Source organism: Brevibacillus sp. MCWH (assembly GCF_013096935.1).
GTDB classification, from domain to species: Bacteria; Bacillota; Bacilli; order Brevibacillales; family Brevibacillaceae; genus Brevibacillus; species Brevibacillus aydinogluensis.
The window spans coordinates 1-13,801 of the sequence record NZ_SDLF01000013.1 but is presented as its reverse complement, the minus strand read 5'-3'; the positions used below and the strand labels follow the sequence as shown (position 1 = coordinate 13,801).

The 13,801-nt window shown below is 53.2% G+C and carries 14 protein-coding genes; 6 read left to right on the top strand and 8 right to left on the bottom strand.

What is annotated here, in order from left to right; genetic code table 11:
* Positions 1–41: 41 nt before the first annotated feature.
* Positions 42–635, top strand: a complete 594-nt coding sequence (locus ETC00_RS12755; RefSeq protein WP_171566466.1) for an NAD(P)H-dependent oxidoreductase — start codon at positions 42–44, stop codon at positions 633–635.
* Between the two features lie 88 nt (positions 636–723).
* On the opposite strand, the gene ETC00_RS12750 is transcribed toward ETC00_RS12755, so the two are convergent.
* The 5 genes from ETC00_RS12750 to ETC00_RS12730 form a co-directional block, all read right to left on the bottom strand.
* Positions 724–1,224 carry a DUF3907 family protein gene (locus tag ETC00_RS12750; RefSeq protein ID WP_035298197.1) on the bottom strand — a complete coding sequence of 167 codons (501 nt, stop codon included), beginning with the start codon at positions 1,222–1,224 and terminating at the stop codon, positions 724–726.
* Between the two features lie 92 nt (positions 1,225–1,316).
* Positions 1,317–2,492: an ABC transporter permease gene (locus ETC00_RS12745; protein WP_171566465.1), complete on the bottom strand. Its 1,176-nt coding sequence runs from the start codon at positions 2,490–2,492 to the stop codon at positions 1,317–1,319.
* Entirely contained in the window at positions 2,485–3,675 is a 1,191-nt protein-coding gene (locus tag ETC00_RS12740; protein WP_171566464.1) for an HlyD family secretion protein, read from the bottom strand. The genes ETC00_RS12745 and ETC00_RS12740 overlap by 8 nt, the downstream gene beginning before the upstream one ends.
* Before the next feature lie 45 nt (positions 3,676–3,720).
* Positions 3,721–4,302, bottom strand: a complete 582-nt coding sequence (locus tag ETC00_RS12735) for a TetR/AcrR family transcriptional regulator (protein ID WP_171566463.1) — start codon at positions 4,300–4,302, stop codon at positions 3,721–3,723.
* Positions 4,303–4,566: 264 nt separating this feature from the next.
* Entirely contained in the window at positions 4,567–5,187 is a 621-nt protein-coding gene (locus ETC00_RS12730) for a YhcN/YlaJ family sporulation lipoprotein (protein ID WP_171566462.1), read from the bottom strand.
* 418 nt (positions 5,188–5,605) lie between these two features.
* Between ETC00_RS12730 and ETC00_RS12725 the strand changes: the two genes are divergently transcribed.
* Together ETC00_RS12725 and ETC00_RS12720 are read left to right on the top strand one after the other, a co-directional pair.
* Positions 5,606–7,756: an exo-beta-N-acetylmuramidase NamZ domain-containing protein gene (locus ETC00_RS12725; protein ID WP_171566461.1), complete on the top strand. Its 2,151-nt coding sequence runs from the start codon at positions 5,606–5,608 to the stop codon at positions 7,754–7,756.
* Between the two features lie 124 nt (positions 7,757–7,880).
* On the top strand, positions 7,881–8,021 hold the full coding sequence (locus ETC00_RS12720; RefSeq protein ID WP_171566460.1) for a hypothetical protein: 141 nt from the start codon (positions 7,881–7,883) through the stop codon (positions 8,019–8,021).
* Positions 8,022–8,162: 141 nt separating this feature from the next.
* Here the strand turns inward: ETC00_RS12720 and ETC00_RS12715 are convergent, their stop codons facing one another.
* Together ETC00_RS12715 and ETC00_RS12710 are read right to left on the bottom strand one after the other, a co-directional pair.
* Positions 8,163–9,752 carry an acyl-CoA synthetase gene (locus tag ETC00_RS12715; protein ID WP_171566459.1) on the bottom strand — a complete coding sequence of 530 codons (1,590 nt, stop codon included), beginning with the start codon at positions 9,750–9,752 and terminating at the stop codon, positions 8,163–8,165.
* A 472-nt stretch (positions 9,753–10,224) separates the two neighbouring features.
* Positions 10,225–10,467 (bottom strand): hypothetical protein, encoded by a 243-nt coding sequence (locus tag ETC00_RS12710; RefSeq protein ID WP_171566458.1) that lies wholly within the window; start codon positions 10,465–10,467, stop codon positions 10,225–10,227.
* 256 nt (positions 10,468–10,723) lie between these two features.
* Between ETC00_RS12710 and ETC00_RS12705 the strand changes: the two genes are divergently transcribed.
* Positions 10,724–11,506, top strand: a complete 783-nt coding sequence (locus ETC00_RS12705; RefSeq protein WP_171566457.1) for a hypothetical protein — start codon at positions 10,724–10,726, stop codon at positions 11,504–11,506.
* A 49-nt stretch (positions 11,507–11,555) separates the two neighbouring features.
* Positions 11,556–12,035: a hypothetical protein gene (locus ETC00_RS12700; RefSeq protein WP_171566456.1), complete on the top strand. Its 480-nt coding sequence runs from the start codon at positions 11,556–11,558 to the stop codon at positions 12,033–12,035.
* 46 nt (positions 12,036–12,081) lie between these two features.
* Here the strand turns inward: ETC00_RS12700 and ETC00_RS12695 are convergent, their stop codons facing one another.
* A complete protein-coding gene (locus tag ETC00_RS12695; protein WP_171566455.1) occupies positions 12,082–12,813 on the bottom strand; it encodes a hypothetical protein in 732 nt (243 codons plus the stop codon).
* A 282-nt stretch (positions 12,814–13,095) separates the two neighbouring features.
* Here ETC00_RS12695 and ETC00_RS12690 point away from each other — a divergent pair, with 282 nt between their 5' ends.
* Positions 13,096–13,728 carry a hypothetical protein gene (locus tag ETC00_RS12690; protein ID WP_171566454.1) on the top strand — a complete coding sequence of 211 codons (633 nt, stop codon included), beginning with the start codon at positions 13,096–13,098 and terminating at the stop codon, positions 13,726–13,728.
* Positions 13,729–13,801 lie beyond the last annotated feature (73 nt).

The following is a 13,801-nucleotide window of genomic DNA, read 5'->3' as shown; positions in this document are numbered from 1 at the left end:
GATTCCGCAAAAATGAGTGATTCCGACCAGGAGGCGTTTTGATGAAAGCGTGCATCGTGTTTGCCCACGAAGGAACCAACAGTTTTGCCCATCAAATCTTGCAGCGCGTCGTCACTGCTTGTGAAGCAGCCGGCATTCGTCCGGTTGTCCGCGACCTGTACCAAATCGGGTTTGACCCGGTCTTTGACGCGGAGGACATGCACCTGGCCAGCCAAGGCCGGGCCCGGGCGGATGTGGAAGAGGAACAGCAGCTGATCACCGACGCCGACCTGCTGGTCATGATCTACCCGGTCTGGTGGTGGTCACCGCCCGCCATCCTGAAAGGGTACCTGGACCGCGTCTTTACGGACGGGTTCGCGTTCCGCTACGGCGATGACGGACCGGTCGGCATGCTGAACGGAAAACAGGCGCTCGTCTTTACCACCACCCGCGAGTCGGAACAGGAGATGCGCGCCGACGGGTTTGACGAGGTGGTACGCAAACAGATTGTGGACGGGACGCTGAAGCTGATCGGCTATGACGTGACCTATCGCAACTTTGCTGCCGTTCCATACGTGAGCGAAGCGGAACGGGCGGCCATGCTGGAGGAGGCGGAAGTGCTGGTTCGCCGCATCCGGCAGCCCGTTGGGGTGTAAGGCATCGCGCAGAATTGACGCTAAAAGCCCTCCCGGCAGCGGCACTTGATGATCCGTGCCTGTCTACCTCGGGAGGGCTGTGTTTGATTTACGCTTTTTGCATCCGTTTCTTTGTAATATAGTCCGTTTCGTAGTACTGCAGATCGTCACGCAGCTGCTCAAACACCTTGGACAGGGATATGGTCAGCTGTTTGAGCTCAGGGGTTACCTCTTTGCGGAAGATAATGGCGTCATGACCGGTGTACGAATAACGCCCGTCTTCGTCGTACACTTCCCCTTTGGGGTAGTAGAAGTTGTTCACACAGGAGTGATACACCTGATACAACACTTCTTCGGCAAACTCCTCGTTGAACTTGGCTCTCCGAAGCGCCACGCCCAGCCGCTCGTACGCATTTTCGCAGTAAACCAAAAGGTGCCGCAAATCGGAGAGATAGTCGCGGTAGTAAGCCTCGTACTCTTCCGGATCGCCGGATTGCGCCACAAGGCCCGCCAGTGTGACTTGGTTGAGAAAGCGCTCCAGCTCCATGCTTACCTTCTTCAACTTCGTGTACGTGTCCTCGCACAATTGCTTCAGATGAGTCGCTGACATAGTGCCCCCCTCGCGTAGAAAATCTGCCTTTTTCTGAATAGTATAAAGGATATCTTATTTACAGCACAAGAATTTCTTTTCAGCATATCCTGCTACGCACGAGTCGACTCCGCTTCGGGAAGCGTCACTTTCCGCGTCTGGAACTGGTAGGCGATGTACGCCGCAAACAGGCCGATCAGCGTCATAAACGCCAGGACTGCCAGATCATGTGTCAGGTAGGACAGGTCGTGTCCCTTGTTTAAAATTTCCCGGACGCCGTTGAGAAAATACGTGAGCGGCAGCGACTTGCCAATGGCCGCAACGGCCGCCGGCATGGACATCAGCGGCCAGGTGTACCCCGACAGCATGAACGACGGCACTGCAATCAGCATGGCGATCTGAGTGGCCTGCAGCTGGTCTTTGGACCAGAACGAGATGGCAAATCCGATCACCACCACAGCGAGGTTAAAGACGGTGCCCACGATCAACAGATGGGCGATGCTGCCGTAATACGGGATCTCAAATCCCTTTAACAATAAAGCAAATACCAGCATCAGATTAAAGGTGGCCACCAGCATATAGGGCACTATCTTGCTCAGGGCAATCGTCCAGAAGCCATTTTCCCTCAGGGACGACGCCCATGTCCCGGCTTCTTTTTGCTGGGCAACGGAGAGGGCTACGCCCAAAAACAGCACCTGCTGCAGCACCGTTCCGCCCAGACCGAAGACCATGAACGTCAGGTAACTGAACGTCGGATTGTACAACACGCGATAGCGGTAGTCGATCCCCGTGAACAGGTTTTTTCCTTCTTCTCCCCAGCCGCCCTGGGCCTCCAGCTTCTTCAGCGTGACGCCGGCCGAGACCGACTTGATCACGGTGTTGGCGGCCCGGACCGCAGTGTTGGAAATCAGCATGTTGCTGCCGTCGATGACAGTCAGCACCTCTGCCTCACGTCCCGCTTTAACGTTTTTCTCCAGATCAGCGGGAATGATCACGGCCATGTTCGCCTGTCCCCGGTCAATCAGGTCCATCGCCTCTGCTTCCGTGCCGACGAAGTGGGTGATGCGGAACGTCTGGTCCACCTCAAAGGCGCGGTACAGCTCGCGGCTCAGTTCTGTCTGGTCTGCATCAACCAGCACGGTGGGAATCTCCATCACCTTTTTTTGGCTGTACAAAAACCCGAACAGCGTCATGTACAAAAGTGGTACGACGAACAGCACCAGACGGATCGTCTTGTTTGTATAGATGTTGCGCCACTCCTGAAGGAGCAGGCGGGAGAAATTACTCACCGCCACCAGCCCCTTCGATGTTCCATTCGACCGTCAAGCCCGGCCGCAATTCAGGATCGGTCACCGTCATTTTCACCTGGAAGGAACGGATGTCCCTGTCGCCCAGCTCCTGGGTTGCTTTCTTCACGGCAAAATCAGCTGCAGGCGCCACACTGACGATCGTCGCCTCCACGTCGCGTTTCAGCGCCGGCACGTAAAGGGTCGCCTTGTCGCCCGCCTTAACCGTGGACAGAGCGTACTCGTTCACGTAAAACTTCACAAAGTTATCTGTTTTTGCCTGCAGCGTCACAACCGTATAGCCCTGCGCCACCAGTTCCCCTTTTTGCACGGCAACTGACTTGACGATGCCATCCACCGGCGCGGTCAGCTTGGTGTTGTTCAGGTACGCGTTAATCTCGTCGAGCGCCCCTTTGGCCTGCTGCACGCCTGCTTCCGCCGATCTGACGTCGAGCTGTTTTACCCCCACCTGTCCGCGCGATGCCACCGCTTGATCGTATGCGGCTTTTGCCTGCTCCCACTGTGCCTTGGCCGCTTCCAGCTGCTCCTGGCGCGCTCCGGTCTCGGCCATCTTGAGCTGTTCGTTTACAGCTTTCAGTTCGGCCTCCGCTTGTTCGTACTGCATCTGCGCCTCTTCCACTTTTGCCTGCGGAACGGCTCCTTCTTCAAACAGCTTTTTCATTCGCTCCAGCTGCGTGGCTGCGATCTCCTTGGCTGTCTGAGCCGCCTGCTGCTTCGCCTTTAACTGGGCCACTTCCTCGGAGCGCGCCCCGTTCTTGCTGGCCTCGTACTGCGCTTTGGCCGCGTCCACTGCCGCTTTCGCCTGTTCCACCTGCGCGCTTATGGTGCTGTCAGTGATGGTCACGCCTTTTTTCGCCTGTTCCAGACGGACAAGCGCCAGACGATAGGCGGCCTCCGCCTGTTCCCGTTTTGCCAGCAGTTCATCGCTGTTCAGCGTGGCCACCAACTGCCCCGCTTTTACCTCGTCTCCTTCCTGTACGGCGATCTCAGCAATCGAGCCGCCCATCTTAAACGACAAATCCACCTCGGTCCCCTCGACTACACCGGTCAACTGCGCTCCACGCTGTCCCGCCACGTTGACCGCTCCCGGTCCCAACAAATACGTTCCCAGCAAGACAATGCCAGTCAAGAAACCGGCCATCCCTATCCATGCTCGTTTGTTCATGGTTGTTCTCCTCTCCTTGTGATATGTCTGTTACCTGTGATGTCGTCAGCGCTGAGGCACGCGCAGCACGCCGGACAAAAGCAGCCGAAGCGTCTGCTCATCCGCGGCCGTCGCCCGTTCCTTGCGAAAGTGCCTGCGCAGCACGGTAATCCCGGCCATGCCGAACAGGGCGGATACCAGCGACCACACGTCCGCCTCCTCGGCGACATGTCCGGCCTGCTTCAGTTCGGCCCAGTACCTTTCCATCGTGCTGAAATACCCGGCCAGCAGTTTGCCGATCATCTGATCCCGCTGCTCGTGGCCGGTAAAAAAGCTCAGCAGGAGGAGACACAGTTCCCGGTGTTCGGAAAAGAAGCGAAGATGCTCATCCAATACGCCAATCATGCGCTGATCCAACGGCACATCGCCGCGATTCATCACGCTGTCCACGGAATCGATCAGCATCTTCACCCCTCTTTCAATCACGTACAGAAACAGTTCCTCCTTGGTGGAAAAGTGGTAGTACAGCGTGCCTTTGGCCACCTGTGCCACCTCGGCAATCGCGTCCATCGTGGTGTCGCTGTACCCGTACTGGGCAAAAGCCTTCAGTGCTCCCTGTGCAATCTGATCTTTTTTGGATCGGGCCATCCCTCCTCATCCTCCTTTGCGTTTTTAAACTGACTGGTCAGTACAAAAATGAGTGTACGACTTTTTTCCTTTTTCGTCAAGTCTCTTGCAAAAAAGCAGACCGCCCGGCAGGCGGTCCTTCCCTGTTTTCGCTGTTTTCCGTCGTCCCGGCCTGCGAGCACTGCTCCCAACGATCAGGCAACCGCCCGGCATTTGCGTCGTGGTACCGCTCTGTTCATGCACCGCCCCGTGCACAGTCAGCAGATTACCCTGAGGTCCGAATCGTCAATGGACGAGTTCAAACCCTATTGACGTATAACCGATGTCGTTCAACAGTGTCTGGAACTCCTCATCCCTTACCGTTTCTCCGCGCAAAATCCGCTCGTGCAGGTCGGATATTCGCTGGTAGATGGCCTTGTTGGTGGAGACGTACATAATGTTGAAACGGGTCTCCGCCTGCAGCCTGCTGCGCATCGCTTTTACCACTTTCATCTGGATGTGGTCGGTGTGGCCGTTATCGATCCGATTCGGCGAGCCAGGCTCATGGGGGATCGTCGGATTCGGGTTGACCTGGTCCGGCTTGGGCGTATCGGCCGTCAGCACGCCAATCAACAGATTGTCCTTGAACGCCAGCACCTTGATGTCCTGCACGCCGGGAATTCGCTCTGCGTGGCGTTCCAGCAGGGCGAGCAGATGAGGCTCGCGGCGGTGGATGTTCTTTTGGTAGATCATCGCTGCCGGCCCCTTGTCCCGTCCGAGGTTGTCACTTTTCAGGTTGATGCCGTACGGGTCAAAACGCGCCTGCTGGCCCGTGTAGTCTTCCGTCCCCTGCTGTTTGTTTGGCGTACAGCCGGCGATTCCCACGGCCAACCATAGGGCCGCGCACAGCACTCCCACTCGCTTCACGCAAAAAACACCTCCTTACCCCTAGTGTGTGGTCTGAGAGGTGTTCTTACTCTGATGGAGCGTTCCTTATCTTCCCTTTTTATCACACCGCTGCTGGACAACCGGGCACACGCAGCCAAGCCTTTCAGCCGCCTGCCGCTCCGCTTAGACTCGTTTCGACACGGCTGCCTGTCCATTTGCAAAATTTTGCAGGAAAAGACCGCAACGTTTCGATAAATGCGGCGTCAAAAATAAATGAATGCATCTGTACGGACGGCAGGTGACTCAGCAGGCTAGAGAACCGCAGGCATTTCCACGTTTTTTCTTCGTAATTGTCCTCAAATTCGGGATTGTTACTGGATTGCAACCATTGCGTTAGCAGATACCGATACAATAGACGTACAACAATGTCAGTTCATCAAGAAAGAGGCCGAAAATCATGAAAAAACTGCTCCCTTTACTCATCCTCGCACTCATTCTCACCATTATTCCTCCAGGCGGCAGTTCCGCCAACACTGCTGTCATTCAATTGGGAAGCGACGTGCTCTTTAATCAATTCCACCACGTCATTCAAGGCAAAAAGGTGGGCCTGGTCACCAATCAAACCGGTGTCAACAGCCAGGGAATCAGCACGATCGACATGCTGCGGCGCGACCGTACCGTCACGCTGACCGCGCTGTACGCCCCCGAACAAGGACTGGATGGAAAAACGCCTGCGGGGCAACAAACCAGCACGTACTTTCACCCTGTCTACAGTATTCCGGTGTACAGCCTGTACGGCTCCACCCCCATCCCCACAAAGGAGATGCTGTCCAACATTGACGTGCTGGTCGTCGACCTGCAGGACATTGGTTCCGCGACCTCTCCCTACATCTCTACACTTACGGCCTGCATGACTGCTGCCAAACAATTTGGCAAACCGCTCATCGTGCTGGACCGGCCAAACCCGGTCGGCGGCGCCATCGTGGACGGTCCACTGCTGGAGGCACCGCACCGTTCGTTCATCGAAGGCGCTCCCCTGCCACTGGCGCACGGCATGACCATCGGTGAATTGGCCCGGTTTTTCAACCGCAGCATCAACGCCGATCTGACCGTCATTCCCATGCAGGGGTACACCCGTCAAATGCTGTTCCAGGATACCGGACTGCCCTGGATTCCCAGTTCCCCCGAGACTCCCGACCTGGCAGCCGTTTTCGGCTACATGGCAACTGGCCAAGGCGAAGGAACGGGAATCACGCCAGCCGACAACTTTACCTGGATCGGCGGAGAAGGCATTGACTCCGATGCGTATGCGGATCTGCTGAACGGCGCCCTGCTTCCCGGGGTGATGTTCCTGCCGCAAGACAAGGAAACGCGCGGCGGGGTGCGCCTGCACATCATCGACCCGTACCGGTTCAATCCGGCGAAGACAGGCATCTACACGCTTGCATACGCCAGCCAGTTGAATCATGATCTGGTGCCGAAAAGCGGCCTGACGAGCAGCGTGAGTCAGCACCTGGCGCAGGGATTGTCTCCGCAGGCGATCGAAAGCACTTACGCTGACAAACTGGCGGCATTCCGCGAACAGCGAAAAGCGTTTCTCATCTACGGCGATCAACCGTACGAACCGGCCGAACCGATCCGCAGCAAGCCCGCTTCGGACGCGCAGCCGCAGCAGCCCCCGGTCAGCAAACCGGCGCAAGGGCAGCAAGCTCCGGCGAATCAGCCGCAGGCTCCGGTAAATCAGCCGCAGGCTCCGGCGAATCAGCCGCAGGCTCCGGTAAATCAGCCGCAGGCTCCGTCGAAAAAACCTGTGCCGCCCACAGAAAAACCGGCAGCCGTCACACCGGCTCCAGCCGGTGCTGAACAAACTGGGAAACAGACGCCAACGACCAACCCGCCCGCTCCTTCGACAGCAGTGCCGGGCACACAGCCGACCGAGAGCAAACCTCCGCAGGACAAAGTGGCCTATCTCACCTTTGACGATGGCCCCTCGCCGGTTACGAGCCAGATCCTGGACATCCTGAAACAGCATCAGGTGAAAGCCACCTTTTTCGTAGTTGGCAAAAATGTTCCCGGCCGTGAAGCTGTGCTGAAACGGGCCATCGCCGAAGGACACGTGGTCGGCGGTCACACCTATTCGCACGATTACCGTCTGATCTACAAGGACATCGCGTCTTTCTTTGCCGATCTGGAAAAAGGCAACCAGCTGATCGAGAAGGCCACGGGCGTCAAGCCGACCGTGTTCCGCTACCCGGGCGGCAGCACCAACACAGTGAGCAAAAAGTACCAAAATCCAAACGTGTACAACAACAGCCACACGGTCATGCAGGACATCAAGGCGGAAGCGGCCAAACGCGGCTATGTCTTCATCGACTGGAACATCTCCAACGGCGATGCCAGCAGCAATCACTACACGCCGGAGAGCGCGCTGGCCAATGTGAAAAGCCAGGTAAAGCACCAGCGGGAAATCGTCGTGCTGATGCATGACGCCTCGACAAAAGCGGCAACGGCCCAATCGCTGCCGGCAGTCATTCAATATTTGAAGCAGCAGGGCTACCGATTTGACGTTATTCGCCCCGACAAACCGACAGTCGCCAACGTGAAGTAACGGCAGCCAACCATCACCAGCTCCCTTTCGAGGGAGTTGTTTTTTTGTTTGGGGGCACAATAAGCGGGGAGCCGGACAACTCCTGCCGGCGTCCGCAGCAACACGGAATAACGGGAGGAAGATCATGGGAAACTACAAATGCTGCCACTGCGAGCATGAAACAGACAGCATTCACCTGATCACGTACTTCCAGGGCAAGCAGGAACGCGAAGAACTCGTCTGCGACACCTGTTACGCCGAGTGGCTGGAAGGGTTGAAAGGTTAAAGACAGTGCCCTACATGCTTAAATGCTCTCCCGGCAGCGACGGCAAGCCGTCGGGATCGGGAAAACACGCACGCCTTTAACCCCCGGATCAGCATGCCCGGGGGTTGGGGTGCGCAAGCGCAGCTGTCCCAGCTAGTGCGCTTACGAAACAACCTGATTATGGTCATCTGCCGCCAGCGACTTGTAACGGAGACGCAGCTCCCGTTTCAAAATTTTCCCGCTCGGATTGCGCGGCAGGCTGTCGGTAATAACCGCGTATTTGGGCGCCTTGAACGAGGACATCCGTTCCCGGCAAAACGTCAAAATTTCCTCCGCGGTCAGCGTCTCGCCCGCTTTCGGCACCACCACTGCCGTGACCGCTTCGATCCAATAGGGGTGCGGAACACCGATCACCGCTGCCTCTGACACTTTTGGATGGCGGTAGATCAATTCCTCTACTTCCCGGCTGGCGACGTTTTCCCCGCCGGTTTTGATCATGTCTTTTTTGCGGTCCACAATGGTGATGTACCCCTCTTCGTCCATGATGCCGAGATCGCCGCTGTGAAACCATCCATCACGAAATGCTTCCCGCGTTTTTTCCTCGTCGCGGAAGTAGCCGAGCATCGCATGGCTGGTCCGATGCACGATTTCCCCCACCGTTCCCGGAGGCACTTCGCGTCCGTGGTCGTCAATGATTTTCGTCTCCACGTTGAGCGCCGGTCTCCCGGCCGAACCTGCCTTGAGCAGTTGGTCCTCCGGCTTTAGCACGGTTGCCAAGGGAGCCACTTCCGTCTGTCCGTAAAAGTTGTAAAACCGTGCGTTGGGCAGCCGCGCGTTCAGCTCCTTGAGAATTTCCACCGGCATGATTGCCGCGCCGTAATAGCATGTTTTCAAGGAGGAAAGATCCCGTTCGGCAAACGAGGGGGAACGCAGCAGCGCAATCCAGACGGTCGGCGGGCAGAACAACTGCGTGGCCCGGAACCTTTCCACCGTCTCCAGGATCACGTCCGGCACGGCTTGTTCCAGAATGATCCCGCTCGCCCCCAGGTACACGTACGGGCCGAGAAAGCAGTGCAGCTGTGCACAGTGAAACAGCGGCATCGCGTGCACGGCAATGTCGTCTGCCGTCATTCCGCCGTCAATGATCGTGCTGACGTATTCGGCAACCACGTTTGCATGGGTGAGCATGACCCCTTTTGGCTTTGCTTCCGTGCCGCTGGTGTAGAGGATGTGGACAACATCGTCATCCGCCAAATCCACTTCCGGCTCCGTCGTCGCGCAATCCCGTATCCATTCGCGAAACGACAGCCATGGCCCGGTCGGATCAGCCGGTTTGGAGATGAGACTACACACCTTCGGCGAACAGCCGGACAACCGGATCGCCTCGTCCATCACTGTCCGAAATTCCGGAGCGGCAAAGCAGGCGCTCACTTCGGCATGGCCGAGAATATACGACACGTCTTCGCTATTCAACATGTAGTTGATCGGCACCATCACCACCCCCGCCTTGGCCAAGGCGAAGTTGAGGATGGCAAAATCCATGGAGTTGCGCGACAGGACTGCTGCCCGCTCCCCTTTGCGCAATCCAGCTGCCAGCAGCGCATTTGCCGCCTGATTCACCACCTTGTCCAACTGTTCGTAGGTGAGTGTCTCTTCTTGGAAACGCAGCGCCAGTTTACGCGGAAAACGGTTCCGGCTGCGGCGCAGCAAATCCCCCAGCGTGTTACGCCTCGCACGTTGTATGTCGTTCATGATACCGCCTCCTCCTTGTCCGTTTTCTATATTATATCCAAATAATTCTGTATAGTATGTAAATTTAAACAACATTTCCCGGGCAAACCCAATAAATAAAAAAGGTCCCTGACCATGTCGATCAGGGAGAAGAACTCAAGGTTATGAGGTTGTCTTCTATATCATAGTATAGATAACTGTATATCTACAACCAGCATATTATTCCAATCAATATATGGAAAATGAGCGCTCACTGGCATAAAGCCGATGCGGGTCATAAGTTCTGCCCGCTCAACGTTTGCAAAAAAAGAACGGCGACTCGATCTGCAGTAGTAAGCCGCCGCAGGCCCCCAAGAAACACGGGTGCTTCGTCTACAGGATATATCAATGAGTACATACGAATCGATAGCAAATGGATGGATAGCGATGAAAACTTTGGCTCATTTTCCAAGAAAACCGTCCCCGGTTTGGTTCGTACGACGCTTCACGCTGCTTATTCCTGCACGATCGGGGTCGGCTCCACAATGGACAGCGGGACTCCGTGCATGCCAAAAATTTGCCGGACCTGTATGTACTGGTGTACCGGCAGGTCTGGGAACAGAAAGGCGACTTCCCCGGTCGGCAGTGAAGTAATCATGCGCGGGATGGACCGCTTGTTCAATTCGCGGCGGATGGATGCCGCATCACGCCATGAAGCGGCGAAATAAATCGTGGGTGTAAAGGGTTCGGCATTCACTCTCAAAACACGCTCCTTTTTATGCTTCCTTTCTTATATCGGCGAAAATGGCCAACACTATAATTGTAATATATTACCAGTTAATTGGCACGTGCGTCCTTCCGTTTGCAGACAAACGGTGTTATTGTGTAACACCTTTCGACGTACTGGACTCAATTGTAAAAAAACATAAAATAACCAAAATTGGGGTTGACAATCTATTCCAGTTACTTACCCTGATAAGGGAAACCATTCCGCTAAGGAGCATTTCGGGACCATGAAAAAGAAAATGATCACATTTGGCGGCGTCATCGCTGCTGTTCTTTTCGCCCTCCTGGCTGTCCATCATTTTTATACACGCGAAGTTGACACAAGTAAGGAACCAGACACCAGCAAAAAGGAACCGGCGGAATATTTACATATTACGGCCACCGCTTACAATAACAGGCAAAATGATGATGACGGGATTTCGTTGGTGTTGTACCTGTATTCCATTCGGGATCAAACCATGTCCGAAATCGCGAGGTTTCCGATCGACCCCGATTATCCGGTGGCTTTTGCCGATCTTCACGACAATAAGGTGTATTTTAGTGACAGCAATCCAGGGGAAGACTTTGATAATCTGAGAACGCCGAGAGTTACACAGGTTACACATATTCGCCCCAAGACTCTGTATTTGATGGATTTGGATTTTGGAAATTATCAGCCGATCTACCATACGGATCAATTTGAAATCAGACTGACCAGGCAGCTTGACGCAAACCGTATCTTAATGACTTGGGATCCATTTATGGGTGCATCCAAACCCAGAACGTTACGAATGTTGTATCTCGACACTCAAAAAGTCGAAGATTTTGATGTTCCGGGTATTAAGGAAGTGAAATCCTTTTATCCGAGGGATAATGCTGAAGGAATATTTATTTTAGGGAGGGATCTCAATAACACATACGGTCTGTTTTATTATGACCTGGTTACCAAACAGGTAAGCAATCTATTTGAAAAGTACCCGCTTCCAAAAAATCATCGCAGTCTGGTCGACTTCGTTTACAGTATGAATTAAATCCCCGCCATGCCTCTGGCGGGGGTTTTGCGAAGGAGGCGTATTGCAATTGAAAAGAAAGCTATTTTTCCCTATTGGATTAATTGTTATGGCGCTGATTGTCGCTGGGATTTTCTATTTTTTCATTGAAAAAAATAAACGGTATTCATTTAGTGAAATTGTAAGCATCCATGAAGGAGATATTGCTGCAGTATTAGTGGATTCTGACTCAACAACAGAGTTCATCAGAGATCAACGTGAAATAAAAAAGTTTATGGCTTCTTTTTCAAAGGTGGAAGTAAGCAAATTTGATGAAGATTTACCATTTGATAAGTCTTGTAAAATTTCCTTAATAAACGACACGACAGTATTGTACCTGATATTTCTGTATGATAATGGCACAATAGAAATTTATGATAGAGCTAAACGCAAGCTGAATCAATATAAAATACGTAATAATGACTTCAACTATGAGGAAATGGTTAAACGTAAAACTGCTTGTGGTGCGACCTGTAAACAGCAATTGTTGGCGGCCGCGGAATTGTCTTAACGGGTACAAAATCACTCCTTCACGATGAAGAGGGGCGGTAATCTCATCATGTATATCTCTCTTCCGTAACAATCAGCACATACCCGACCGTCCCCGGGCTGCCTTTGAGGTCTTCCTTCACGCGTACAGCATAAACGCCGTCAATACCAGCAAAATCCAGATGATGGGTCCCTCCGCTTTCCGGCTCCAATCCATCCCGCACTGTCAGTCCCACCGCTCTCATCGCCTTGATCGCGTCGTCCGGAAACGTAAACACTTCCTTCGGCTTAACCTCAATCCGCACTGCCTTGCCCTTGATAAAAATGACCTTCACCTCACCGATCTTGGCCGAGTAGACATGGCTGGTAAACGTCACCTTCTCCTCCGGCCGGTGCAGCGTCCACTCTCCGGTTTCCGTCCTGACGGGCGTACCGAGCAGTCCTTCTACCGCTGTTTCAGATTGGTTCGTGATGTCCCTCATATTGAAGAGCATGTCCCGCTCTGGCGATCTTTCCGCTTCCGGTACGGCCTCAGGTACAGATGCTGGCTCCGGCTGGGATTGCGCGAAACTGAACCCCCATTCGAAACTGAAAATACTTGTGTTAAAGACAGGGTCCTTTGGCTTCTCTAATCCGTATTGTTTTGCAATTTCCGCTTTCTGCGCCTCTGTCAGCTTCACCGAGGATGTCGGTTGCTGTGCAGACTCCGCCGGCGTTACGGCAGCGGTCGCATCCATTCCGGGATCGATGCACCCTGCCATTAATGCGAGGATGGCGATCGTGTACAAGGTTGGTATCACAGTAAAACACCCTTTCGTTATAACCTCATAGGCCTGTTTGAACTCCTCTTTTTCGCTTCACCGCGATCCTGACAGTTATGAGGAAAATTTTCTTTTTCCGTTTTTATCCAATTGTAGCACATTCATGACAGCAGAACTACGATTGGTATACAAAAAATGATAAAATATGTAAGATCATACAGATTAATATACTCATTTTAGGTTCAAACATTTGAAGGATATCCAGATGGCTTTCTCACTGTCCGTTGAGACGATATGTTGTAATTTCCAGAGGAGATATTTATGAAAAAAATGTTGTTCATTTATTTTGGGTTGTCCTTGACAACATTCGTTGTGTCTGGCTGCGGACAGCCTGCAGCAAGCCAATCGCCTGATCCGTCCAGTTACCAGACGCAAATATCCGAATCTGAAACGCTAACCCTTACGCTCGATTCCAAAACAATTACAATCCCCATTTCAAACGTTGATTCTGTAAAGAAATACCTGGATCAAGCAGAGCCGCATGAAAGAGCAAGCGAACGCAACCGCATCCAGACAACTTCATTCACATCTGCATCCGGAACAATTTACGGCGATATCAAATATGGCTGTGGGATAAAGCTCTGTAATCATACTCTCGTGCAGATAAAAAACAATGCCATCAAAACAATTCCCTTATTCTCAGGAAGCATTTTGACGGCACACGCATTCTCCCCGGATAAGAAATATCTCGCAGTCTTATTAGGGAGAAACGAAGGTACGGAAGTAATCAGGCAAAGCTTGATGATTATTGAGTTGGATTCGTTTACGTTAGCTGAGCTTGAAAACAGGAATGATGTTGTAACTATGTTGACAAGCGCTGACTTTACGACTCCAATTCTTTGTCAAGATCAAAAGAAAGTTCCTCAAAAAAATCAAGCGAAAATTCCCCAGTAAGAGAAAGAGAATACTCAAATGCCTCTTAGGTGGTAATATAGACAAGACTACCCACTTGTGTTGTTCCCATCCC